We start from the raw sequence: 22904 nt of genomic DNA on the forward strand, positions 1-22904 counted from the left end.
TAACAGGATATGATGGCGGCTCACCCAAGCAAGGAAGTTCATGTGATCACCAAAGAAGAAGTTAAAACTGCCAAAGACCAATGGGAGCAAGCCAAGCTGAGCCATTCTTTGGCTATAGCCGCATGGGGGTTACTGCGAAAGCACAAAGATTCAATCATCCAAAGCCTTCTACTGACCGGTTCTACACAGGGCGCTTGCTTTGAGGCATACGAGCAATACGACGAGGACAAAAGGAAAACCACCGAAGAGTTGAATTCATTTATGAATCGGGCGGAACAGCTCTATTCGGAACTGGACGCTAAGTTCAAGTTGCAAAACGTTTAACTAGAGTCCGCGCAAAATATCATCGCGCCCAGCCAAGCTGGCGGCGGTGAGGCCATCAGCAATAGCGTCCGCCAACTGGCTGGTGGTCATCGCTGGATAGGTTTCAATCAACCGATCCCGAAACTCTTCTAAGCTATGGACAGAGTCGAGCAGCTCTTTGATCTGCTCGACCATGTCATCCAGGAACACTCCCACCGTCCGCTCCATAGTCCGCACCTGGTTATCTACGATGTCAGGTATTACCACTGGTTTCGCTGACCGTTGCTCGCTGTTGGTCGCCTGTGCCAGTGCTGGTGCAGTAACTGGTGCGGGGGTACCGAGCAGCTCGGCACCTGCGGCTGGAGCCGGGATATTGAGCTTGTCGCGGATAACCGACTGCTCGACCTTCAACCCCAGCGGCACCAGCTCCTTGAGCGCCTCGATCAGAATTTTGGTGTTCTCGGGCTTCGGTACGTCGATGATCAACCGCGGATATGGCCGACCAGGTGTAAAGTTCAAATCGCACCAGGGCCGCACAAAGTACCGGTTCAACGTGTTCGATTCGGCCTTGGCATCAGCTTGCAACAGATCCAGGCGCACTTCGTTGTGGATCGTGGCCTGGGCCTGGCTAGAGCCATCATCGGTAGACATAGTCTGACCGACTACCGCTTTGCTGATCTGCTTGTCCCACCACTCGGCCAGGCCTTTAAAGAAGTCACCTGCGCCGGTCACGTTCGCCGCCTGGGTGAAGTCGATACGCATGCTGTCCGGGATCACCGCCGCTGCATCGCTGCCCAGGTTGGCTACCGCCGACATTAGGGTATTGATATCGTCCTTGCTTGCGCCTGGACCATAGCGGCCCACACGCATAGGCATACCGAAGATATCCGCGAAACCCATCCAGTCCTTCCAGGTCCAGGCTTTGCACATGTAGCCAACGGCTGCCAAACGCGCCAGACCTCCCCGGATCGGCAAGCCCGAACGGATGCGCGGCAGATGAACGATGAACTTATACGGGGCTAAAGGAATGCCATCGACCATGTCGGTTTCATCCAGGAGCCGCAGCTCCCGGCCGGTGTCGCGGTCGAACTGGAAAAACCGCTGGTCCCGTGGCTCAAAGCGGGATGGGTTCCAGGTCTTGCCGCTGCGGTCCCACATGATTTCGGAGACGGCATAGCCCTTGCCCATGGCATCGGTGAGGTCGGCTTGCAGTTCCCCGAACTCTGGAGACTCCACAATTTCCTTGAGTTGGTCGGCGCGCCGTACGTCCTCGGCGTCGTCGCTGGCAGCTTCTACCCGGATAGCAAGGCCAGACACCGCCAACTTACGTGTGCCTAACACCGAGGCGTAATGCAGATCCCGTTCTTCCATCTCCTCGGCAAGGGTCAGGTAGTCATGGGCCGACCCTTCGGCGGCGGCTTGCAGGATGGCGGCAAGACGACCAGGCGTCAGACCGCTGGCTACCGACTGGTGCCAAACTTGACGAATGCCGGTGGTGCGGGCTGCGGCCAGTTCTTCGGTGAGCTTGTCGTATTGGATCGGGCGACCGTATTGGTCCACGATTTTGGATTGAGCCATTACCAAATGCCTTTAGTGGAGCGCCAGCCGGCGCCGATCTGGATCTCGCGATCATGCTGGGACGCGGGCAGGACTCGGTGATATTCGATGATCTCGACTTCCTGGCGAGAGGCGTAGTCGGCCAACACAGCAGCGATACCCGCGTCGCCATGGCGCTTGGGGCCGGACTTTTCGCCTTTCTCGTTGGTGCGCTTTTCTGGAATACGGGCCACGCCCTTGACCATGCGAAAGGCGCGCACGTCGCTTACCACGTCCTTGTCGGCCGGGATGTCATAGAAGGTGTCGTCTTCAAGGGCAGCCTTGAACGGCGGCATGTTGTCCCGATACCAACCTTCGGTGAGCATCACCCGTTCAATACGGTTAAAGCCGAACTCGATGGCGGTGGCTTCCGACAATTGCGAGCCATTGCCCCTTGCGTCATCAGCACCTTTAAGAAGGTTGGGCAAGCGCCGAAGGATGTAGAACTTGATCTGCTCTTGTTGCTTGAACGGGACATTGCGCAGCTCGACCACAAAGGGCGTGCGCTTGCGTAGATTCTGTTCCTTGAGCAGCGGCCAGATGACAGAGAGGTCGCCAGTACGACCAAAGTCCATACCGTAGAAACTTTGCACGTCCAGTGGAATGGCCGACAGAAGCGGGAGTAAATGCTCTTCGCACCATTCCAGGGACTCGGCCAGGCGCAGGTGTTCGGCGATGGTTTCGTAACCCTGCGGGTAGGCCAGACGCAATACCGGTACGTCACGGTTACTGCGCTGTTCGACCAGGGCCATACTGAGAAAGGCACCGCCGCCCTGGGATGGAACACAGTCCAGTTCCTCGTCGGCTGCATCGCCGTAGAATCCGTATACATCCTTCACCCAGGCGAGTTCGTCCTCAAGCCTGTACTCAATTCCCTTACGCAAGCAGACACGTTTGTACAGCCCGTCAGCTACCGCTTCACCGAACGTGCAGCGGAACACTTCGCCATTGCGCTTGCCTGCCCGAATCTCGTTGACCAGGTCATTAAAGGGATTTTCGGTTCCATCGTGGGTGCTGATCACATGGACTTCACCACCCCAAATCAGAAGAGCCATGGCCGCTTTCAGCAACTCGGCCAAGTCCGCATGGAATGCAGCTTCGTCGATCACCACAACACCCTGGCGGCCGCGCAGGTTGGATGGTCGGCTGGTCAGCGCCACGATGCGGTGGCCGCTGGGAAACGCGATGGTGTAGGTCTTGATGTGTTTGTCGGGGTCGCTATCGGGCCAAATGCCTTCTTCTATTTGCTCGGCCGCGTAGTTGTAGGCCCGCGCCCACATGGCGCAGGCCTGGATATATTCGACTGTCATGTCCTGGTTGTAGCCCAGGTAGTAGACCGTCTGGCCGCCCGCCGATTTTTCTGAGGCTGCCACCAGGACGTTATCTGCTGCTTCGGCCCAGGTGAGGCCAATACGCCGGGACTTCTCGCCCACCTTGAGCGGGGCGCGGATACCGATCCATTCCTTCTGATAGTCGAGTAGCACGGCCGGTGCGAGCAAGGTGGCGGTGCTGTCCAGGATAAGGGGGAGGCTCACGATGCCATCCCCAGAATCTCGCGGCGGATTTCGTCGGCCGTTGCCTGAGTCATTCCACCTTTCTTGGCAATTTTATCAACGCGAGCCGCTGCTGTTTCGACCTTCTCCCGCCACTCGGCTTGCCATTTCTTCTGCACCACCGAAGCCTTGCCCAGCTCGGCCACAGCTTTGGCTACCTTCGGCAAGTCCATCTGATCACCATCAGTCATCAGCAATTTGAATAGGTGCTCCTGGACCAGGCGCATCAACGCTTCGTTGACCGCGCCTTCTTCATCCGGCGCAGCGGCCACCACGGCGCGAGCCTGTTCGCTTGCCATTTTCAAGGCCGAGAGTTTGGACTCGAAGTCCTGACCATAACGATGCAGCGCAGACTTGCTGATTGAAAAACCCTGGGTCGACAGCTCGTTAGCCAGGGCTTCGTAATCGCTGAAGTTGTTTTCGGCCAAGGCTTTGTCGAGCCAGTTTTTAACTGACTTGGGCAGACTGGCGACTTTGCTACGCGGGGGCATGGCGTCAGCTCCAGTATTTTTCTGGGCGGGCAATACCAGGATTGCAGTCGATGGTGTACTCGGCCACGTCGACACCGTAGTGGGTCAATCCGCAGATCCACGCACCGCTAGACTGTTTCTTCAGGGTTGTCAGGCTGCGGTCGGCCAGGTAGTCCAGTTCGCGCCGTAGCTCCAGGCTGGTGGCATCGGGGAAGATGCCCTGGATGGTCGACAGCACCACCGCTTCGTGGGGGTCAACAGGACGCGACGTGTTGAGGGTAAGGATGATGTACCAACGCAGGGATTCCCGGCGGGCCTTGGCTGGATCAATGTTCATGGGCGTAGTCCTTTGAGCTGAACGTTTTCTAACTTGAGTGCCAGGCCGTCGAGCTTGGCTTCGATAATGGATTGATTGCGTGCCCAGTCTTCTCGGCGGACGTAGTGCAAAGGCATCTCGCCACGCAGGCGCTCCATGCCGATCTCCATCTCGCGCAGGCGCTCACTGTCCTTGTCCACCACGGCAAAGCGTTGATCCAGGCGCCGTTCCATTTGCACCAGGAGCATTTTCATAACGCCGACAAATGCGCCGAGGATGGTCACGGCGATACTGATCATTTGCCACACCGGCATTTCGAGTGTCGCCATTAGTGCTTGCTCCTTTCGCGACGGGTTTGGCACTGCGCGCAACGCTGCACACCGGGGATGGCTTGGCGCCGTTCTTCGGGTATCGGCATGTCGCAATCAGCCACCTGGCAGAACTCGGCCGAGGGGCCGATCAAAATTTCTTGCTGTGCCAAATGAGTCGCTAAAGCGCTTTCGTTGTGCAGGGCTTCCAGGACGCTGGCGTAGTCACTTGCTTTCATTGCGGGTCCAATTGATCAGGTCTTTGAGCTGCGCCCGGCAAATTCCATACAGCTCGCCATTGCGTACCTGGTTGGTCAGGAGTTGTTCCTGGGTAACGCCTGAGTCGAGGTCGTCAGCGTTTCCGGTTCCGCTGGCTGGCGCAGGAGTTCGGCCGGAGCCGTTCGGGGTTGGCATTGCGGAACTGGGGGTAATACCGTTTGCGGCGTTCCACACGCGGACAAAGCCAGTAGTGAACACAGCAACAGGCAGTGGCTCAGGCTTCGCATCCAAGGCGCGGCGATAGAGTTTGGTAACACGGGCAACATCTCCTGTGAGTCGGTCAGTGGTCTGACGCAGGGTTTCTTTGGTGTCTGCAAGCTGGCTAACCAGTTGATTATTTTTGCCTTGCTCGATGCGTAGCCGCGCCAGATCTGCATCGGCGGCGAGCTGCTTTTCCACGGCGTGTTCTTTACGCAGAACCTCTACAGCGGTTTCCCCTTCGGACTTAGCCAGGCTGTAGCCTTCGTCGTAGCCGTCCTGGCGGTTCAAGTGAAAGCCGTACACCACGACGCCGATAACAGCCACGTACCAGAGCAGCGGCTTGACCAGGTCAAACAGGCTTTTCATTGGCAGACCCCCTGGCCCCAGCCATCAGCGACATACAGGGCTTCCCAGCGCAGGAGGATCAGACGTGGGTATTGGCGGTTTTCCTTGAATGCAGCGGCCGAGCGGCCGTTGTTGAACCGCTCGACAGAGTTGAACCAGGTCAGCGGATCGGCCCCTTTAGCCGATGCCAACTTGCGATCTTTGATGACCCAGCCCAAGCCGCCGTTGTAGGCAGAAAGGATCAGCGCCCCTTGCTCGCAGGGGCCACGCGCCTGGATGCGGTTCGCCAGCCAACGGTCATAGCTGACCAGCGCTTGCATGGACCAAACCGGGTTATACGGCTCGACCTTGCCAAGGGCTTTGGGGAACAGCCCGGCGAGCCAGATGGCGGTCGAGGGCATCACTTGGCCCAAGCCTTGCGCACCGACGGGCGACCTGGCGTCGAACTTCCAGCGGCTTTCCTGGTGGATCTGGGCGGCGAAGGTGGACACCGGGGCGTCCAAGCCCCATTCGGCTTGGGCAATACGGGTTAGGTCGCGGCGGTAGCGTTCGGCCTGGTCTGGGATTTCGGCTCTGGCTGTTGAGCAAGCGCTCACAACTACGAGCAATACCAGGCAAGCCGCCGCAAGGTTGAGTAGATGTTGTCGCATCGTTAAAGCCCCAGCGTCAGGCCAAGGACGCAGCCCAGTACGACCAGGGCGCGGCGGATGCCCGCCATGGGGCGGTCGCAAGCGGGGACCGTATCTGGTCGTGCATAGGGGAACAGAGCCCGGTCGAGCCAATAGCCCAACACACAACCCAGTGTGACCAGGCCACATTTATAGAGGACAACGGGCAATTTGGTTGGGGCGACAATTGCCAGACAGAACAGCAAGGCGATGGTGATCAACGCCCAAAAGGTCATGCGAGGCGTGCGGGGTTTCCGTTTCGATACGGTGCTAGTCATTGGGATACTCGCGGTGAATGCATGGTGGCACGCAGTGCGGCCAGTTGTTGAGCGGCCACAGAGGCATTGCCGCGCACGTAGGTGGGGGCTTGGTATTCGGCAAAGGTTGGTGTGATGGTTCTTACAGGGGGGCGTAACTTTTCCTGTTCGCGGACGTGTTGCTCGGTGCGGGCTTCGGCTTGTGAGATATGCGACTGCACCAACTCCCGCCAGTCGGCCGGAACCTTGGCCCACAGCACCGCACGCGCAGCGTCATCACCTGCGGCTTGAATAAGTTGGGCGAACTGGCGCGGCCGTTGGGGCCGGGTGACTTTGGGGGGAGCGGAATGCATAGTGCGAACCTGCCGTTTGAATGAACGGGTGTAGGTTCGCGCACGGGGGGAGAAGTTGTAATTTCAGGGGGGTTTAAGGTTTAGCCCCGCTCGATGGCGGGGCTTGGGTTTACAGTAACTTCATTGAATAGATTGCCATCATGCCCTTGGGCGTGCTCACAAGTTCAAGGCTAACTTGCGATGTACCCTTACCAATCTTCTTAATACCAGCTTTAGGCTTTCCGCCAGCTCTGATAATTGGCTGCTGACGGTCTAGCTCCTGCACAAAAAAATCGTTCACCAGGTCGAAAGCAGCGCCCCGACCAACAAGACTCTGGAAAAGTACGTCTCTGAGGGCTTCTGCATTTCGATAGTCGCTCACAGAGGTTGAATCATTTGAAAGAAGCATCACTGTTAGGCCAGTAATGGCGTCTTTCCCTTTGCCACTTATTTGCACAATTGATGCGGCGCTACCTACGGGAACTGTTCCTCCCCAGCGCTTCAGTCCGTCTGTGTCAGTTTCAGTTAATTGACTGCGGACATTTGGAAGCTCTTCCAGCATCTGGTCATATGATTTTTTGAAGGCGTGTTTGGGGCTGTCGATGGCTGCGTGGGCAGATAAAGAAACAGCCAAGCAGAGAAACAAACTGATTAAACCATTCGCTAATTTCATACCCACTCTCCTTTGAGCAACTCTAATGAACTGTCCCATCATCAAAGCCGAATAAGTCGGGCTCGCTCTTACGGTGGAGCGCCCGTTGACGGGCAATGATGTCATAAATCGTTTGGCTCGACAGGTCGTACTTGCTGACCATATCGGCGGGTTTGACCCCTCTGTCTCGCCAATCCTGATAGATCGCCGCGTCGCGCATGGCTCGCTTTAGGATTGTGCCCCGTGGCAGATACATCACTGTACCGCCCTGGTGTTCACAGATCGAATAGACCACGCGGCGGGCCAATTCAGGGGCGCCGTCCGGGTTATTAAGCGCCTTACGCAGCTCGACTTCTGCAACCCTGACCATCTCTCCCAGTGTGCCCTCCCAGCGTGCAAGGACGGTAGGTGACTCCATGTGAGCTAGAACCTTATCAGGGTCGAGTTTATCCCTGTCGTCGGGGAATAGCTCTTCGTTCATCGCTCAGGCCTCCCATGTCGGCGGGCATCGTAGGTCAATGCCGCAACCAGTTTTTGCAGTTGTCCAGGGTCGAGCCATTCAACGCGCTCAACCTTGAACATGCGCAAGGCCATACCATCGGCATACGCCCAGGAGCGTTTCGCCTCGGCGAGAAAGGCCTTAATTTTACCCACCAGCTTCTCCCGGTCTGGCGCAGGTTTCGGCGTTTTGCGGCCATGCTTTTTAGCCGGTGCTGACGCCCAGCCCAACCGGGCGAACTCGGCTAGTACTGCGCCGGTCTGGCGTGGAGTCAGGTCTTTGGCCGAACGCACACCAGCCACACGGACCAGTAAGGCGCGGTAGGTTTCGTCATCCAGTCCCAGATCTTTTTTGGCGATATGGATTTTGCTCAGTTGCAGGTTTCGCGTGCTCATTGTCTTCCTCCTTTGATCAGGGCCTGGAACGCGGCCGGGTCGTTTCGGGACAGTGCGGCCACACCATGAATAGCCATGGTGAGCGCATGTTCTGTTTCATCGAACGCCCCGGCGCTGCGGATCTGTTCCACTTCGCTCCTGGTGCCGCTATAGATTTCCATCTTGAGTTTGCTAGCGCCCATAGCCAGGCGCTTGTCTTTATCGCGCTTGCGCTGGGCGCGTTTACGCTCGCGAGCCAGGCGGGTTTTGCGCTGTGCGGGTGATTCGTCTGTCATGGGTGGCTGCTCATCAGTACCGGACAACCACGTCCGGCAGACCACCCCAGCAAGCCGGGGCGGTTTCACTTATTGAAGGGTCATGGTGGTGGGTTGCCAGCGGCAGGCAGGAATAGCCCCCAACATCTTTTCGCTGGCGATCAGGTCGAAAAGTTTGTTGGACAGGCGTGTTGCCTCCGTCTGCCGAGGGGCGCCCAGGGGGCTGGCGGGTACGCCTGTCATGTCAACGGTGACGGAAGGTTTTCCGTTGCTTTCGTGACGGTCTTCCAGGGTGATAGTGATCTTGGCCATAACAACTCCTATGACTAATGACTTAGACGCCCAGGGCGCGAAAGCCGGGTTGATTGCTTTTGCCAAGCCACTGGATAAATCGCGCTACAGCCGTGATGCCTTCGCGCTGGTTCGCAGCCTCTGGCACACCGGGAACAAAGATCGTTTCGTTGTCTAGCCGAGACAGTCGAGCGCTTACGGTAACGATGTCGCGCACAATCTTTTCTTCGCCCACAGCGAGAGCAATGGCTCCCTCAGGAACACTGACTCCAAAGTCGATATGGCCGGATGCGAAGCAATAGGCGGTGATAGTTTTTTTCATTTCAATGTCCCCTCTAATTCAACAAAAGCGGTTTGCGCGCTCTGCTCGATGCAGGCGCCAACTCAGATTTAGGCAAGTCCAACTGGTCGCTTTTGACCACGACAAGCGAGACCTCTGGCGCTTCACCAACCCGATAACGCTGCTTGCGGCTTGAAAAGTCTGAGTCGACTTCCAGCGCCTGGCTCATCAAATCAAGCACCTTGAGGGCAGATGCTTGGGGTAATAGGTAGTCCCGATAACCCAGGGTGACTACGGCCATTTGTTGCGGTTTGCTGGTACGAACGGCCATATCAAACCCCCGCGATATCAAGGCTGATTGGTTCGTATTGGTCGGTGTCACCAACACGCTGATACACACGGATGTAGGACTTGGAACCAACCACCTGGCAGGCATCGCCAATAGCCTGCATGGCGCGCTGCCAGCGTTCATCGGTGATTTCCATACGGCGCAATGCCAGGACGCGGGCTGTGCGGATGTCGCCTTTTTGGTCGGTACGAAACGCGTCATTGACCAGCGTGACCACTTCGGGACGTGCCCCGGTGGTCCAGTCGCGTAGGCATTCATCAATCAATGCCCGCGCTGCCTGGAGGCGTTCGTCGAAGGCGATGCTTTCCTGGACGGCGCGCATGATCTTGTAGCGACCATCAAAACTAATCAGGCTGACATTGCCCTTCTTACCGCCGATCTGAGCCCCGTACTGCTCGGCGCTCAACTCGACGAAGGCTTCGATATCGCCAAATGCCGCCGCTTTGAACTTCGACAGTACGGCGCTGGCTGCTCGGGCTTTTTCAACCAGTGCGAGAACCAGGGCGTCACGTTCCAGGTCGATAGGTTTGATCAGAATTTCGGGAATCAGCCGCTTTTGAGCGTCAACCCGGTAGCCTTCGGGAATGGTTTGTTGTTGTGTCATTGCAAGGTTCCTCAGTGGAGAGTCGGGCGCGACCAGTCAGCAGGACGGGCGGCGCTAATGGGTTCGCGCCATTCCAGGGTCACGCCCTGAAACTGCACGTTGTAACGAGTGCTGCCGGCCGTGCCGTGGCGTTGGTAGCCGTCGGTATGGCCGAGGTTGATCAGGCGCTGACCTGATTCGGGAGTGATCACCAGGAGATTGTTTGCAGGGTGAAACGCCTGCACGCGGATGCCATGCGCCTGCAAATTGCGGGCGGCGGCGTTAAACACCCGCAGACGGTCTGCCAGGGTCGGGGTCAGAACTTTCAATGGCGTACGGTTAGTGGAGGCGAGCATGGGCGTTCTCCTGGTTGCAGCAGTCGGGGTTGATTGGGCAGTGTTGGCAGGCGCGCCAGTGCTGCATCGCCTGGGGGTTGTGAGTCGGTGCCGGTTTTTCGCGGTAGCTTTGGCACTGGTCAGAGGTGATGGTCTCGTCCAGAGCGACGCATTCAATACGGCCCAGGGTTTCCATCACACGCCGCTCCACGCCCGCAGTGCTGGGGGATGCGTAGCGGTTGGATAGAATCAGGCTGACGGCCGTGCGGCTCATACCAATGCGCTGGCTGGCCTTGGTTTTGTTTGTGGCGGCGACTTCGGCGGCGAGCAGACGAACGAACAGCGGCGCGTCGCTACCCCAAGCGGACAGGTTGACGTTCATAGGTCAGCCTCCGCAGGTGCAGGCTGACGGAACACGACCTTGCCCAGGTTCGGGTCAAACACCTGGCCGATTTTCTGAATCATCGGCGGACGGGGTCCGGTGTATTTGCCAGGGGCCAAGCGATAGCGAGCCTTTTGTTTCTGGCTGCCGGGCTGAACCTCAATCACATAGCCCGCACGCTTGAGCCAAACCAGATAAGAGCCAGCGGTTGAGACAGTTGTCGGCGTTACGGTTGAGGCCTGGGCCGCTAACTCGTTGGCGTCCAGTTCCCCAAGAATGCGCAGCGTGCGCCACATTGCTTCGGTGCCTTTGCCCGAATTGCTTGGTTTGCCTTCCTTGGTGAGGGAAGGGGCTTCAGCACCTACGTCCTTGATCAACCGCAGTGTTTGCGCTTTAAACAGCTCACCGGAAACTACCTCGACAAAGTCACCACGTATCAGCGACTGCACGTAGGTATTGACGACAGTTCGGTCTGTTTTGGAACGCTGGGTAATTTCGGCAATTTTGAAGCCGTCACGGCCTGCACGGATGGCTTCCCAGATGCGCTGGCGATTGCTTTTGCTGCCGCGCATTTCCAGGTCAATGGATTTACGACCACGACCGCCAGCCATCACGCACCCCTCCGTACAGGAGCCTCGCCGGTAAACCAGCCACGTGAGCCCCAGCCAGCGAGGTCGATGCTGTCGATGCACATGGCTTGGGTTTCGCTATAAACCTTGTAGAGATTGACAGCGACACGACGCAGGCAGCCGCGCACCTTGACGCGCAGATCTTCCAGCAGGTCATCGGCAAAACTCAGTTTCGGATAGCTGGCCTGGGCCAGGGCGCGCAGATCGTCGAGGGTCGCGGGTTGAGCGGGCACCCACTCCAACACCCGGTTATGCAGGCGCTCCAGTTTGGCCAGGCTACCCGGCACACGTTCTTCCCCGATCAGCACAATGGTGCCCTGACTGGCGTTATAGATGTCGGTCAACACGTTGGCGACGGCCTTTTCCAGCAGGTATTGCACGTCGTCTATTAGCAGGGGGCGACCACTGCGGGACAGTTGCTCGGCGACCTGATCAACCATCACCGACAGAGTCAGACCAGGTGCGATACCCATCTCGCGCAGGATGGCTTGCAGAAAGGCTTTTTTACTCCAGGTGTCGCGACACTCGACGTAATAGGCGCGGTGCTGGTTGGCGGCGAAGGCCGCACCAACGCTTTTACCTAGCCCGCTCGCGCCATACATCACCACTAGCCCAGGCAACCCCGCAGGGCGTGCATGGGCACGGGCGATGGCGGCGGACAAGAGGCCGACATTGGTTAGGGGAACAATCTTGGTAACACTCATAATTCGACTCCTAAAGGTCTTGGTTTAAGCGCGGGCCTGGTCGGCGAACGCGAACATTTGCTGAATGGATTTGAAGTCCGGGTGTTGCGGGTAGCGGGCATGCCACTGCATTTCCTCGGCCGTCGGCGATTCGCCGCTAGTGATGCGGCCATCGATCAGGAGCCAGAGGCGGTATCGGGCGGTTGGATCGGCTGGCAATTCGAAAGTCGAGGTCTGCGGTGCAGCCAATTGGGCGAAGCGCTGGGCCTCGGCGAGCTGTTCAGGCGACAGGTCGTACTGGCTCGACTGCGAAGCAATGACGCGCATTTCCACGTCTTGCCCGGTAATGGTTTTGGCTTTTTTGACCAAGCGGGACAACTGGCCGCGCTCGCGCTTCTCGCTGGCTTTTTCCAACATTGTTTTCGGCATGGCAGGGCTGGCGTTGCCGTCGAGCATCGCCTCGCCGATCAGATCGCCCTCCAGGGAGTGGACCCAAACACGGCTGGCGTCACGGAAGTCATAGGCCACGCGGACCTGTTCCCCGTGGAAACCGTCCAGGTCTTTAAGAAAGTAGGTGCCGCTGTTCCATTGCACCTGGCAACGGTGGACGGTGCGCTCGACCTGCGGCCGGGTCAGGCTTTCGACGATGTTGCTGTCAGCCAACAATGGTTCCCAGCCCTCGGCCTCGGCCGATTTCCAAGACTCCATTGGGCTTTGGTGGCGCTTGCGCATGGTGGCAAAGTCGCGAAACTTCGGAAGGCCACGATGTGGGCGGCGGTTGTAGTCATCGAGCGCTTGTTGCAGTGCCGCGAAGAACACCGAAAATTCAGGCACAACTGTCGGCGCGATACCCAGGGCGAGCTGTTTACGGGACAGCTTGTGGGTCTTGGTAGCGGCCTCTTTATCCATGTCGGCGCCGATGTAACTGTCGAACGTCTTGGCGAGCCGAACCAGGATGGTTTTATGGGGGCGCTCAATTACGCCGCGAGCCTGAGAGTTGTAGGGCAGCGAGTGCGTGATAGTGCCGCCCAGGCGGTCGTTGACCTCATAAACAACGGCGTTGTCAAAGCCGCTGCCGTTGTCCACGTAAAACACCTTGTACATGCCGCAACGACTTACGCCGTCACGTAAGGTGTCCAATGTGGCTAGGGTCGACTCGGCCAGGTTGACGGAGAAACCGACGATACGGCGGGTGCCCCAATCAATGACCATGGTGATTTCCGGGCGGAAAATCTGCCCCGTTAATGGATTGATCACTTCGGCGTCAAAGGTATGGCCGTCGGCCACCCACACGTCATTCGGCCAGAGCATGTCGGCCTGACGGCGGTTATAGGCTTTTAAGGCGTTCAGTTCGTGTGGCCCCATGCGCCCCTGCTCACGCACCGACGGGCTGAGTTTTTTCAGCCAGCGGCGTACCGCGTGAATGCTGGGGCAAACGCTGGCATTGATGTCCTGGTGCAACTGCTTGAACTGCTCATACGCAGCTTCAACGCTCGGTTTCTGCGGGCGCTGGTAGTGCTTGAGGAATGCTTGCGCCCAGGTCGGGACGCTCATGTCTTTTTGACGACGGGCCGGAGCTAGGCCTATTTCGCCGTGGGCACGGTAGTCCGCCAGCCAACGCTTGAGGGTGCGCTCAGACAGGGTGCGGTCTTCGGTCTTGCGGTCGTTGGCGCGGATTACTCGGTCATTCAGATACGGACTGAGGTCGCCGGTTTTCGCCAATCCAACCAGGGTAAAGATGGCGCGGTTTTGGCTGACTACCTTGCTCATGCGTTCGATTTCACGCACGAACGCAAGGCGCGCAGTCATTACGGAAGACTGTGAATCGTTCAAGCGTGACGCTTTTTCTGAGTCACGCCCGGCTATTACTATGTGTGAATCAACTACTGGCTCAGGTGTATTACTGACGACAGCCGCTGTTATGAGCGCAGCTTGGGTTTCCTTCGGCAAGACAGCAAATGCATATTCAGTGGCCTTGCTGCCAAGACGTCGCTGACCTTCCCAACACTCACGCAAGGCAAGCTTACGGATACCCTGCACCGTGCCTGGCATGCTGGGCAGCCCAGCCAGCTCTTGGGGCGAGTACCAGCTACGCATGGTCGTCACCGAGCATTTTTTTCAGGTCACGGACTTTTCGCGTTGCATCGTGCGCCACGCGCGATAGCCGTCCGATTTCCGCGTCCAAAGCCTCGCGTCCGTATGCAACACGGCCACCGCGCAGGTGTACCTGCCAATTAGTCAGGACATGGCTTGCACAAACTTCTTCCAGCAACGCTGCTCTATATAGAGGAAGGTTGTGATCTGTACGGGCAGGACTCGACCAAGCGTCTAACATATTCTTACTTACGTCGTCGCCAGAGAGGCGGGACATGCGAGCCGCAATCTCATAGCGGTCTAGATCAGACTCTTTGAGGACTTCGCTCACAAGCTCGCTGACCTGGGCGCCGTAGTTGCCAAGACCTGGTATAGAAAGCACAGGCTGCGGAACAGAGAAGATGTCTAAGGTTCTGTCGTCTTTTTGGTTACGCATGTTCAGGCACTCCTTGCCGCTTTACAGTGTCCAACCGGCTGTAGTCCGGTATCCTTGCTGTAGGAAGTGTTTACTTCTGCACGGCTAGGTCGCTGCCGGTGCGGAGTGCCATCAGCGTTCCAGCGCTCCGGCCAAATGTCCGCAGGCTCTAGGCTCAGGACGATGGCAAGTGAGCGTTCAATGCGCGGGTATGGGGTGTTTTTGGCGTTGCGGATTGCGCGGTCGGTTACGTCTAGCTGGCGCGCAAGCTCAGCCATGGACGTGCCACGAACACGAAGTTGATATTTGATCCACTCCCATCTGCTGGCAGGGTCGGTGGGCATGACGATATCGCTCATAGTTTTGAACCATCTTCACGGGTGGTTTTTTTGGGACGTCTAACGTCCTGTTGCGGATAAACATATCTCGAAAACGGGATTCGGTAAACTGTTTTCGAGAGTTTCTATTCCCTTTTTCGGTTTCCGATCCCGAAAAATAGATTTAGAGCATAGGATTCAATGCCTTACGACGAAAAGAAACAAAAGAAACTCGCTGGAAAAGATGTTTCTTTTCCATATTCGGGATTGGAAACTCGAATTGCGGCTGTTGCCGACCTTTACGAGTCTCGAAAACAGGCTGCGCTGACAGCCGATGCAGCGCTGTCCTCACTACAGCGCTGGATCGCAGGCGAAGGCATGCCCGCGTTTGACTCCGTAGCGTTACTGGCTACCGCCAAGGGCGTCTCTCTAGACTGGATTGCTACGGGCAAGGGGGAGATGTTTGTGGGGGCGGCCAAAAAGGAGGCCGTGGTAGATACCGAGGGTGTCTATTCTCACGTACCGCTTTACGACGCCCGCTGTAGTGCGGGCCATGGCTCTTGGACCGAGGGGACTAAGGTACTCACACACCTGGCTTTCACGACGTACTCACTGCGTAAGAAGGGCCTTGAGCCATCTAAGCTGTCAGCTATCCGTGTGGATGGTGATTCAATGGAAGGGCTGTTAAGCGATGGTGACACCGTCATGATTGACCATGGCCGCAATTCGCTTGAGGGTGAGGCGGTATACGTGATTCGTCTTGATGACCACCTCTATGCAAAGCGCCTGCAACGGCAGTTTGACGGCTCGGTTAGCATCATCAGTCAGAACAAGGAATACCAGCCAATGGTTGTCCCCAAGGAGCGCTTGGGAGACCTGGAAATAATTGGCCGTGTGGTTTGGGCTGGTGGCTGGATTTAGACAATGCTCTATCTATGCCAAAGAGCCCGCTAAATACGGGCTCTTTGTCTAAATCTGACTGTTTAATAGTTTTCGGCTCTTTGGCACTGGTTTGAAACGATAGGCTATCTGCCGACTCGGGATCATCCCGTCACATGAAGCCAATTTCTTCAAGTCTTTTGAGTATTCGATGCTCCTTTACTCGTAATGCTCCCAACTCGACCATCAGATCTACTGCTTCACGGTTAGTAAGGTCGTCACGCATATCTCTAGCGATCATTGATGTGGCACGATCCTTGGTCTTAAGATCAAGCGCATAGCGGCCTAGAGCTGACTTTGAAGACTTCACACCTAACGTTGTCTCCAGCCAGGTCGCAAGCTCAATCAAATCACCGTACCCGCTGGCCCGTAGCTTTCTATCAAGCTCTCCACGGTTTTCATCGGACAATTGACTGGTAAATCCTCTGGGCGGCATAGCGGCATTCCATGTATTGGGATGAGCAACACTCTAATCGGGATTATCCCGTATCGGCAAGTCCCATGTTGCCCGCACTCATCCCACTACGCTTCCCTCCCTCGGTGCCAAAGCTGCCACTAACTCACATTTACGGGAAATTTAAGACGCCGTTATCGGTATGGCTCTGCTCGATTGGGCGTGGGATTGTGCTCGAGACTCAGGAGCCTGAGCGTTCACTAACGGCCATTAGCGGACGTTGAACTGCGTCCGCTGAACCCAAAACCTGAACATCGGCTTGGCTCAGATTCAAATTCAGATTGAGTAAGTCGGCCTCTCACCCAACCGCGCTACCAACCTGACGAGACAACCGTCAGGATCCTGGCCGATGAATTCGCGCTGGCCCACTCCAAGATGGGTTAGATCCTACAACTATAGTTCGGTGGCACGAGGGGAACGTGGCGAGGATCATGATGCAAGAATGGGCGGGAATTATCGTGATGCGTTGTTGGCTGCAATTGGTCGAACGGATTCATGCACGCAGCGCGTCTTTAAGCCGGAGGGCATCGATCAGACACGCTTGCGGATGACCGGTAATCGAAGCGAGTCAGGTCATAAAACATTTTTGGGGTGAACCTGCCAGCGGTTCGAATACACATATACTGTGCGTATTGTGAATGGTAGCCGTTTGATATTACCGATTAAGGGTTGTGTACTCGATGAACAAGACTGATCTGCTTGAGAATTTGAAAGAGACCAGTTACGAAATGACCCGAGGCAATATAGACGAAGCTGTTCTCCTGCATTTCGATTTGGTTATGGAGAGCTATCGACAAAAGCCTTCATTCTATAAAAACCTGTTGAAATATGACCGGTTCATGGTAGCCCTGTCTTTGTTGAGCTTTAGTTATAAAGATGAGCAAGTTCCCTTATCCAAAGTGAAAGCATTTTGCCAAGAACGTGGCTATATGTCTCGCAACAGCCTGGACTCATATTGCTCGTTCTTATCTATCGCCGGATATCTGGATGTCCGGTTACATGTCCAGGACGGACGCCAACGTAGCTTCCGACCCACGGATAAAGCGCTGTGCAATACCGCGCAGCTAATCAAATCGTATCTACTGCCTTCGCAGATGATTTCTCCATACGACAGTTGGTTGTCGGGCATGGGGAAAAGTGCGGATCTATTGCGCGTTTTTTTTCGAGGTTTTGCCAGAATACTTGAAGGCGACTTCCTGCTCCACAAGCTTTTGCCTGAAGCGAAATGGATTCTCAACCGGGATGGCGGTCACCTGCCGATGCTCGCACTCTATGCTGATGCCTTGCGCAACGGCTCGTTAGAGACTGGCTACAAAGTATCCTCTTATGTTGAGCTTTCATCGCGTCTGGGCGTATCCAAAACACACATGCAGCGCATGATCAAGGAAGGCCAGTTACACGGCTATTTCAAATGCGATAAACGCTTGGTGGAGTTGAGCCCGGCCTTTCTCGAACTGATGCGGCGGGCCATGTCAATTTACTTCGCAGTTGCACGGGTCAGCATGGAACTGGGAGTTGATGAAAGCGAAGTGGAAAATAAGTCTGGCTGTATTTGCATTGTTTGTGGACGCTGGCCCCAATGAGTTCGTTTGTTATTTAACCTTCCCTCTCGGGATCGACTTAAACACTGAGCAATGTCTTTTTCTGTTGTAATTTTTTATACCGGAGTTCAGCGTGTTTAATCGCCAGATAAAGAATGCTCTTTTTGCCTGCCAAGAGGAACTGTCCCTGTCGCTCGGTACAGTTGCCGGTATCGAAGCGGTTTTTCTTTCAATACGTGTCGATGGTGCTGGTCGGATTATCTCGGCCAACCAGCGGTTTGCGCAAACGCTGGGATACTCGCTCGAACAGCTTTCAAATATGGCAATGAGTAACATCAACGCGGAGCCGCAGAATGATTTTGCACCCAACCTGTACGCCATCCAACGGCAACGCTATCGTGCCTCCGACGGCCGGGCTGTGACACTCAATGTAGGTTGGATCGCTGCAGCGAACCGGACGTTTCAAGGCTACGGCATGGTTGCACCACCTCTGGCGCAAGACGAACAGGAGGTCATCGAAATGTTCAACGCACTGAACCGCTCGATGGCGATGATTCAGTTCAGTCTCGCGGGTGAGGTCATTTACGCCAACGAATCGTTCGTCCAGGCCATGGGTTATAGCCTTGCGGAGATACAGGGCAAGCATCACCGCCTGTTCTGCCTCGCGGAGGACGTGGCGTCGGCGCATTACGCCGAGTTCTGGAAGAGTCTGAACAAGGGCGTGTTTAACGCTGGTCGCTTTCGCCGGGTAGATAAAAGCGGAAAAGTGGTGTGGCTAGAGGCCACTTACAATCCCATCAGAGACGCTTCCGGTCGGGTTTATAAAATTGCCAAATTCGCCAGTGTAGTGACCGAGCAAGTTGAAAAAGCCGACCAAATCAAACAAGCAGCGACCATGGCTTACGACGTGTCGCTAGATACCGATGTAAAAGCTAACCGAGGTATGGAATTGGTCGCCGACTCCGTACTTGGAACACAGAATATCGCCCAACAGATGGCCTTGGTGACCGACAGCATGACCGCCCTTGAATCGCAGTCGCAGTTGATCGGTTCCATCGTCGACACGATTGGCGCCATTGCCACCCAGACCAATCTTTTGGCGCTTAACGCCGCTATCGAAGCTGCACGCGCTGGAGTGCATGGGCGAGGATTCGCTGTGGTGGCGGATGAAGTGCGCAAGCTCGCTGGCCGTACCAGTGCAGCCACGCGGGAGATTAACGGCGTGGTCAGGCAAAACCGAGAATTGGCCGGCGCAGCAGCGTTGCATGTCCAGTGCAGCAGAGACCAAGCCGACGTTTTATTGGAACTGTCCGAACAGGCAGGTATGGCGATGGTGGCTATCCAGTCAGGCGCAAAGCAAGTCGTGAAAGCCATTGGCAGAGTCACCAGCGACCTGCATTGAATGCTCTATCTGCGTCGCGGTAACGCCTCTTCGTTGATGGTGAAAGCAATATGAAAGTTTTGCGTGCAGTCTTTTCCGATTGATAACAGGAGTATAGATGCCGAAATACACTTAAGTCATTGGTCAGGTATTGCTCACACGTTCACGTCACATTCAGGCCGTTTCGGAAAAGGAGTTTAGGGATGCCGGCGATTTTCAAAATCCGACCAAGAATGCGAACGCTGCTGTCACCAGCGGTTACCAAGATTGAAATGGCAGGAATTGTTTCCTGGCTTTGCGTTTTGCTGATTGAGCCTGCGACAACGTTAAATCTACCGAACCTATTGGTCACAACATTGTTGTTTGTTATTTGGTACGTCCATCGCGTAGTTGCTGATTTCCGCATATGGAGAATGCTCGGCGGCGTCTATATATTGATTTTGTCACTCGGCTTTGCATATGTGATTGACACCAATGTGCAGTTACGCGTCTTTACGCTGCCCCTTGCTGTGATCATCGTGGTAAGCAGTGCTATCTTATTCGTCACAGTTCAGGACTATCTTTTTTCTACATTACTGGTCTGGATGCTGATGTGGCCCACTTTGGATGTTGGCTTTTACCGGGGACTGGAAGTTTATGTGGTAATTTTTTGCGTTGCCTCCATGTCCATTGGTTTTACTCTTAGCTTTACCTTTTTAAGAAGCATGCGGTCGGTATTGTTGGTCGAAAGTGAGTTCAGGACATTGGCGGAGACAGACTTTCTCACCTCCTTACTTAACCGGCGGGCCTTTATAGAGACCTTAAAAAAGGCATTGGCTGAAGGTCCCAGCGGCTACTTCATAATGTTGGACATTGACGACTTTAAATTAAAAAACGATCAGTACGGTCACGATGTCGGTGACAAGATTTTGTGTGCCATGGCCGGGTGCCTGAAAACCACCGCTGGCAGCCACTGTGTCGGACGGATTGGAGGTGAGGAGTTCGGTGTCTTGTTGTTGGGCGAAGATGATGCGGTTGCTAATGAATATGCGTTGCGCCTGCTGGCCAACATCCGTAGCAGCGTATTGCCTCCGCATCAATTCACTTGCAGCGCGGGCGTCGCGCCGTTCCGAGCGACATCGGACATGTCAACGGTGCTCAAATGCGCCGACAGCAATATGTATAAAGCCAAGCATGATGGTAAGGATCGGGTGTTTCAGGATGGAAGGCAGGTCAAACCGCTACTTCCTGTAACTACGTAATTAAGGTTTGACTGGAGGACGTCTGTGAAAATCGTTTTCGAAGAAATCGAATCTCCCCCTTGCTGCTTGCTTACGCTGGGCACCTTCACTTTGATGTTCCATAACCGTTCTGAGGCTGAAAGCTTTCTGAAGCTTATTATGGGATGAAATACATCGCTTAGCCCCCATCGCTGAGCGTCTGCTTTTGGCCGTTTTCAGTCGGTTGTCACCGGCAGAAATCGGCCAAAAGCGGACAGTTATGCAGGGTTAGCAACCCTTCCTTGTAGCTTGATGGCGTCTACGAAACTAGGGGCGATTCAGCTTGCGTCCGCTTGAAGATCAATCTGTCCCGTTTTTGTTTTGTTGATGAGACTCACCCACGCCGCGCTATCAATAACATCGAGGCAGCTGCGGACAACAAACCCGCGCAGCAACGATTAAAAATCTTCTTGCCTCGAGGCTGGGTAAACCAGCGGCGCATGTGCAGTCCGATGTATGCGTAGATGCCAATGGCAATCCATTCCAATACCAGGAACAGCAATCCCAGCAGCGTGAACTGGGAGCCCACGTCTACCGCTGGGTCAACGAATTGAGGTAAGAACGCGGTAAAGATCAGAATGGCTTTGGGGTTGCCGGCGGCCACGAGGAATTCCTGTCTTGCCAACCCCCACAGTCCCACCTGAGGGGTTTCGGATTCGGCTGCTACTTGCGGTGCGGCGTTCCACAGTTGATACGCCAGGTAGAAAAGATAAGCCGCGCCAATTATTTTGATCCCGTAAAAGACTAGCTCTGAAGTTTGCAACACCACGGCCAAGCCCGCCGAGGCAAGTGCGATCATGATTGCGAACGCCAGCAAGCGACCTACGCCGGCCATGCAGGATGTGCGATAGCCATAGCGGGTTGCATTGCTGATAGACAACAGATTGTTGGGCCCTGGCGCCATATTCAGCGCAAAGCATGCGGGCAGGAATAACGCGAGTGTTGCCAAGTCCATATGCATCTCCAGAATCGCTGTGCATCAATCCTAAGTTTGAAGCTTTATAGACGCCATTACCCGCTAAGACAGTAATCGGTCGGTGATCATCGAGAGCGCTTGCGCCGGTGAAACCAGCCCAGTGTCTATGCAAAACGGAGCTTCTTCCCAGGCTTCGTATTCATGATCCAGCACAGACTGCCAGGTGGGTGGGATCAGCCCCGCAATATCACTCTTCCTGGTTTCCACCCGCTGCTGGTGTTCATTTTTATCAGAGCAAATCACTTGAATATTGAATAACTCGATACCCGCCTTTACGGCGATTTCGCTCCAGGCTATTCGGCTTTCGCTTACAGGGTTTACGCAGTCAACGATGACCGTGTGGCCAAGGCGAAGATTACTCAGGGCAAGTTCATTCGCGACCCTATAGCCGCTGGACCCCACGTCTTGTGCAAGAACTGCGCAGTTGCGGATCGCTTGCTCAATCGTATCGATCCGCAGGTAAACGGCGCCGGTTTTAGCCGCAAGCTCCTTGGCGATTGTGGTTTTGCCGGTGCCGGGAAGGCCGCTGAATACGATAAGCACGGTATGTCCTTTTCTATCGCCTGTTATTTAGGGGCTTCGCGTTCGGCAAGTTGGCTAGTTGGCTAGTTCGCCGGGGTATGACTGAACACCCAGACATCTCACCCCACAGTTTGCAACCATTCAAGTAGCGCCATCTCCACGCTACCGGGCCTTGGCGCTGTAGGCGATAGCAGGCAGTACCGCGAGCCATCTTCAACAAAGCCCAATGGCGCGGCTAACACACCGCTTTGGATATCGTCGCGCACCAGGTGCCATGGGCCGATGGCTACCCCAAGGCCTGCAACGGCGGCCTGGATGCTGAAATAGAAGTGCTCGAAAGATTGCATTTCCACTTCTGGAACAGGCAGTTGCTTTGCGTAAGCCCATTCGTGCCAAGCCGTGGGCCGGCTAGCTGTTTGCAGTAGCGGGGCAGAGGGGAGCAGGGATTTGCGATTTTTGCCAAACCACTGATCTGCCTTTTCTGGCCGGCATACGGGGCCGACCTGCTCTGGGAATAGCGTCTCGGTATGGTAGCCGGGAGGACAGGGAAAATCGTCGCGCCGGATGGCCAGGTCGATACCCTGGTTGAATGAAAAGGGGCCGCCGCCAGCAACCAGGTGAATGTCCAGGCCTGGGTGAAGGGTCTGGAAGTCGCTCCAGCGAGGGATCAACCAGCGCATCAACAGCGTGGGCTCGCAGGACAGGACGAGCTGGCGAGCTCGACGGGCGTCGGTGCGTATCTCGCGAACGGCCTGGGTCATCAACCCCAGCCCTTCACTGGTGGCTTTTGCCAGGCGTCTTCCGGCATCGGTTAAAAACACCCTTCGGCCACGCCGCTCGAACAGGTCAACGCCCAAATCCTCTTCAAGCAGGCGCACTGCGCGGCTGATGGCCCCCGGTGTCAGGTGCAACTCGTCAGCTGCGCGGGCGAAGTTTTCCAGGCGTGCGGCTGCTTCGAAGCAGCGCAATGCCAGCAGAGACGGCATGCGAGTCTCAGAAGTCGGTGAGTTGTAGTCACCATTTGCTTCAGAAATCATCGTTTTTAC

The 22904-nt window shown here is 55.8% G+C and carries 33 protein-coding genes, 1 other RNA gene and 3 pseudogenes; 6 read left to right on the forward strand and 31 right to left on the reverse strand.

Features of this window, described 5'->3' with window-relative positions:
• Nucleotides 1–42: 42 nt before the first annotated feature.
• Nucleotides 43–324, forward strand: a complete 282-nt coding sequence (locus tag HBO12_RS00805; RefSeq protein ID WP_170041133.1) for a hypothetical protein — start codon at nucleotides 43–45, stop codon at nucleotides 322–324.
• On the opposite strand, the gene HBO12_RS00810 is transcribed toward HBO12_RS00805, so the two are convergent.
• The 26 genes from HBO12_RS00810 to HBO12_RS00935 form a co-directional block, all read right to left on the reverse strand.
• Nucleotides 325–1881 (reverse strand): DUF935 domain-containing protein, encoded by a 1557-nt coding sequence (locus tag HBO12_RS00810; protein ID WP_170041134.1) that lies wholly within the window; start codon nucleotides 1879–1881, stop codon nucleotides 325–327.
• A complete protein-coding gene (locus tag HBO12_RS00815; protein ID WP_170041136.1) occupies nucleotides 1881–3434 on the reverse strand; it encodes a hypothetical protein in 1554 nt (517 codons plus the stop codon). Before HBO12_RS00815 ends, HBO12_RS00810 begins: the two co-directional genes overlap by 1 nt.
• Nucleotides 3431–3976, reverse strand: a complete 546-nt coding sequence (locus tag HBO12_RS00820) for a DUF3486 family protein (RefSeq protein ID WP_262376861.1) — start codon at nucleotides 3974–3976, stop codon at nucleotides 3431–3433. The genes HBO12_RS00815 and HBO12_RS00820 overlap by 4 nt, the downstream gene beginning before the upstream one ends.
• Nucleotides 3948–4259, reverse strand: a complete 312-nt coding sequence (locus HBO12_RS00825; RefSeq protein WP_092235904.1) for a hypothetical protein — start codon at nucleotides 4257–4259, stop codon at nucleotides 3948–3950. The genes HBO12_RS00820 and HBO12_RS00825 overlap by 29 nt, the downstream gene beginning before the upstream one ends.
• Entirely contained in the window at nucleotides 4256–4567 is a 312-nt protein-coding gene (locus HBO12_RS00830) for a hypothetical protein (protein ID WP_092235906.1), read from the reverse strand. The genes HBO12_RS00825 and HBO12_RS00830 overlap by 4 nt, the downstream gene beginning before the upstream one ends.
• Nucleotides 4567–4785 (reverse strand): TraR/DksA C4-type zinc finger protein, encoded by a 219-nt coding sequence (locus tag HBO12_RS28650; protein WP_092235908.1) that lies wholly within the window; start codon nucleotides 4783–4785, stop codon nucleotides 4567–4569. Before HBO12_RS28650 ends, HBO12_RS00830 begins: the two co-directional genes overlap by 1 nt.
• Nucleotides 4772–5392, reverse strand: a complete 621-nt coding sequence (locus HBO12_RS00840) for a DNA-packaging protein (protein WP_170041138.1) — start codon at nucleotides 5390–5392, stop codon at nucleotides 4772–4774. The genes HBO12_RS28650 and HBO12_RS00840 overlap by 14 nt, the downstream gene beginning before the upstream one ends.
• Nucleotides 5389–6021: a transglycosylase SLT domain-containing protein gene (locus tag HBO12_RS00845; protein ID WP_170041140.1), complete on the reverse strand. Its 633-nt coding sequence runs from the start codon at nucleotides 6019–6021 to the stop codon at nucleotides 5389–5391. The genes HBO12_RS00840 and HBO12_RS00845 overlap by 4 nt, the downstream gene beginning before the upstream one ends.
• 2 nt (nucleotides 6022–6023) lie before the next feature.
• Nucleotides 6024–6317, reverse strand: a complete 294-nt coding sequence (locus HBO12_RS00850; RefSeq protein ID WP_338110268.1) for a putative holin — start codon at nucleotides 6315–6317, stop codon at nucleotides 6024–6026.
• Nucleotides 6314–6649, reverse strand: coding sequence for a hypothetical protein (locus tag HBO12_RS00855; RefSeq protein ID WP_170041142.1), 336 nt, complete (start codon nucleotides 6647–6649; stop codon nucleotides 6314–6316). The genes HBO12_RS00850 and HBO12_RS00855 overlap by 4 nt, the downstream gene beginning before the upstream one ends.
• Nucleotides 6650–6758: 109 nt before the next feature.
• Nucleotides 6759–7301: a hypothetical protein gene (locus tag HBO12_RS00860; protein ID WP_170041144.1), complete on the reverse strand. Its 543-nt coding sequence runs from the start codon at nucleotides 7299–7301 to the stop codon at nucleotides 6759–6761.
• A gap of 22 nt (nucleotides 7302–7323) precedes the next feature.
• Nucleotides 7324–7761: a Mor transcription activator family protein gene (locus HBO12_RS00865; protein ID WP_170041145.1), complete on the reverse strand. Its 438-nt coding sequence runs from the start codon at nucleotides 7759–7761 to the stop codon at nucleotides 7324–7326.
• On the reverse strand, nucleotides 7758–8174 hold the full coding sequence (locus tag HBO12_RS00870) for a gp16 family protein (RefSeq protein ID WP_170041147.1): 417 nt from the start codon (nucleotides 8172–8174) through the stop codon (nucleotides 7758–7760). The genes HBO12_RS00865 and HBO12_RS00870 overlap by 4 nt, the downstream gene beginning before the upstream one ends.
• Entirely contained in the window at nucleotides 8171–8449 is a 279-nt protein-coding gene (locus tag HBO12_RS00875) for a hypothetical protein (protein WP_104911942.1), read from the reverse strand. Before HBO12_RS00875 ends, HBO12_RS00870 begins: the two co-directional genes overlap by 4 nt.
• An RNA gene (locus tag HBO12_RS00880) (hammerhead ribozyme type II) lies at nucleotides 8450–8520 on the reverse strand. It lies immediately after the preceding gene.
• A complete protein-coding gene (locus tag HBO12_RS00885; protein ID WP_170041149.1) occupies nucleotides 8519–8740 on the reverse strand; it encodes a hypothetical protein in 222 nt (73 codons plus the stop codon). The genes HBO12_RS00880 and HBO12_RS00885 overlap by 2 nt, the downstream gene beginning before the upstream one ends.
• Before the next feature lie 22 nt (nucleotides 8741–8762).
• Entirely contained in the window at nucleotides 8763–9041 is a 279-nt protein-coding gene (locus HBO12_RS00890; RefSeq protein ID WP_104911944.1) for a host nuclease inhibitor protein, read from the reverse strand.
• Nucleotides 9042–9054: 13 nt separating this feature from the next.
• The gene (locus HBO12_RS00895) at nucleotides 9055–9330 is read right to left on the reverse strand and encodes a hypothetical protein (protein ID WP_222932581.1); all 276 of its coding nucleotides are present in this window, start codon (nucleotides 9328–9330) and stop codon (nucleotides 9055–9057) included.
• Between the two features lies 1 nt (nucleotide 9331).
• Complete coding sequence (locus HBO12_RS00900) at nucleotides 9332–9952, reverse strand: DUF3164 family protein (RefSeq protein ID WP_170041151.1); 621 nt, start codon at nucleotides 9950–9952, stop codon at nucleotides 9332–9334.
• An 11-nt stretch (nucleotides 9953–9963) separates the two neighbouring features.
• On the reverse strand, nucleotides 9964–10287 hold the full coding sequence (locus tag HBO12_RS00905) for a hypothetical protein (protein ID WP_092235950.1): 324 nt from the start codon (nucleotides 10285–10287) through the stop codon (nucleotides 9964–9966).
• Nucleotides 10271–10648: a hypothetical protein gene (locus HBO12_RS00910; protein WP_170041153.1), complete on the reverse strand. Its 378-nt coding sequence runs from the start codon at nucleotides 10646–10648 to the stop codon at nucleotides 10271–10273. The genes HBO12_RS00905 and HBO12_RS00910 overlap by 17 nt, the downstream gene beginning before the upstream one ends.
• Nucleotides 10645–11259 carry a hypothetical protein gene (locus HBO12_RS00915; protein ID WP_092235956.1) on the reverse strand — a complete coding sequence of 205 codons (615 nt, stop codon included), beginning with the start codon at nucleotides 11257–11259 and terminating at the stop codon, nucleotides 10645–10647. Before HBO12_RS00915 ends, HBO12_RS00910 begins: the two co-directional genes overlap by 4 nt.
• Complete coding sequence (locus tag HBO12_RS00920) at nucleotides 11259–11981, reverse strand: AAA family ATPase (protein WP_092235959.1); 723 nt, start codon at nucleotides 11979–11981, stop codon at nucleotides 11259–11261. Before HBO12_RS00920 ends, HBO12_RS00915 begins: the two co-directional genes overlap by 1 nt.
• A gap of 24 nt (nucleotides 11982–12005) precedes the next feature.
• Nucleotides 12006–14057 carry a Mu transposase C-terminal domain-containing protein gene (locus HBO12_RS00925; RefSeq protein ID WP_346343178.1) on the reverse strand — a complete coding sequence of 684 codons (2052 nt, stop codon included), beginning with the start codon at nucleotides 14055–14057 and terminating at the stop codon, nucleotides 12006–12008.
• The gene (locus tag HBO12_RS00930; protein WP_092235964.1) at nucleotides 14050–14490 is read right to left on the reverse strand and encodes a hypothetical protein; all 441 of its coding nucleotides are present in this window, start codon (nucleotides 14488–14490) and stop codon (nucleotides 14050–14052) included. Before HBO12_RS00930 ends, HBO12_RS00925 begins: the two co-directional genes overlap by 8 nt.
• A gap of 2 nt (nucleotides 14491–14492) precedes the next feature.
• Nucleotides 14493–14828, reverse strand: a complete 336-nt coding sequence (locus HBO12_RS00935; protein WP_092235966.1) for a helix-turn-helix domain-containing protein — start codon at nucleotides 14826–14828, stop codon at nucleotides 14493–14495.
• Nucleotides 14829–14987: 159 nt separating this feature from the next.
• On the opposite strand from HBO12_RS00935, the gene HBO12_RS00940 reads away from it, so the two are divergent.
• Nucleotides 14988–15707: a LexA family transcriptional regulator gene (locus HBO12_RS00940; RefSeq protein ID WP_170041157.1), complete on the forward strand. Its 720-nt coding sequence runs from the start codon at nucleotides 14988–14990 to the stop codon at nucleotides 15705–15707.
• A 130-nt stretch (nucleotides 15708–15837) separates the two neighbouring features.
• Here HBO12_RS00940 and HBO12_RS00945 read toward each other — a convergent pair whose 3' ends face one another.
• The gene (locus HBO12_RS00945) at nucleotides 15838–16134 is read right to left on the reverse strand and encodes a phage protein Gp27 family protein (protein WP_170041159.1); all 297 of its coding nucleotides are present in this window, start codon (nucleotides 16132–16134) and stop codon (nucleotides 15838–15840) included.
• Nucleotides 16135–16455: 321 nt separating this feature from the next.
• Nucleotides 16456–16548, reverse strand: a pseudogene (locus HBO12_RS28270) (VOC family protein); the annotation flags it as partial.
• Between the two features lie 311 nt (nucleotides 16549–16859).
• Between HBO12_RS28270 and HBO12_RS00950 the strand changes: the two are divergent.
• From HBO12_RS00950 to HBO12_RS00960, 4 genes and pseudogenes are all read left to right on the forward strand, one after another.
• The gene (locus tag HBO12_RS00950) at nucleotides 16860–17762 is read left to right on the forward strand and encodes a hypothetical protein (protein WP_170041161.1); all 903 of its coding nucleotides are present in this window, start codon (nucleotides 16860–16862) and stop codon (nucleotides 17760–17762) included.
• A gap of 91 nt (nucleotides 17763–17853) precedes the next feature.
• Nucleotides 17854–18573, forward strand: a pseudogene (locus tag HBO12_RS28655) (PAS domain-containing protein); the annotation flags it as partial.
• Nucleotides 18574–18756: 183 nt separating this feature from the next.
• Nucleotides 18757–19122 (forward strand): annotated as a pseudogene (locus tag HBO12_RS28660) (methyl-accepting chemotaxis protein); the annotation flags it as partial.
• Between the two features lie 182 nt (nucleotides 19123–19304).
• The gene (locus HBO12_RS00960) at nucleotides 19305–20342 is read left to right on the forward strand and encodes a GGDEF domain-containing protein (RefSeq protein ID WP_169956604.1); all 1038 of its coding nucleotides are present in this window, start codon (nucleotides 19305–19307) and stop codon (nucleotides 20340–20342) included.
• A gap of 352 nt (nucleotides 20343–20694) precedes the next feature.
• On the opposite strand, the gene HBO12_RS00965 is transcribed toward HBO12_RS00960, so the two are convergent.
• From HBO12_RS00965 to HBO12_RS00975, 3 genes are all read right to left on the reverse strand, one after another.
• On the reverse strand, nucleotides 20695–21315 hold the full coding sequence (locus tag HBO12_RS00965) for a LysE family translocator (RefSeq protein WP_170041165.1): 621 nt from the start codon (nucleotides 21313–21315) through the stop codon (nucleotides 20695–20697).
• A gap of 63 nt (nucleotides 21316–21378) precedes the next feature.
• Nucleotides 21379–21879, reverse strand: a complete 501-nt coding sequence (locus HBO12_RS00970; protein ID WP_170041166.1) for an AAA family ATPase — start codon at nucleotides 21877–21879, stop codon at nucleotides 21379–21381.
• A gap of 98 nt (nucleotides 21880–21977) precedes the next feature.
• Nucleotides 21978–22895: a LysR family transcriptional regulator gene (locus tag HBO12_RS00975; protein ID WP_170041601.1), complete on the reverse strand. Its 918-nt coding sequence runs from the start codon at nucleotides 22893–22895 to the stop codon at nucleotides 21978–21980.
• Nucleotides 22896–22904: the final 9 nt, after the last annotated feature.

The sequence above is a fragment of the Pseudomonas sp. WS 5059 genome (assembly GCF_012985525.1).
Taxonomy (GTDB): Bacteria; Pseudomonadota; Gammaproteobacteria; order Pseudomonadales; family Pseudomonadaceae; genus Aquipseudomonas.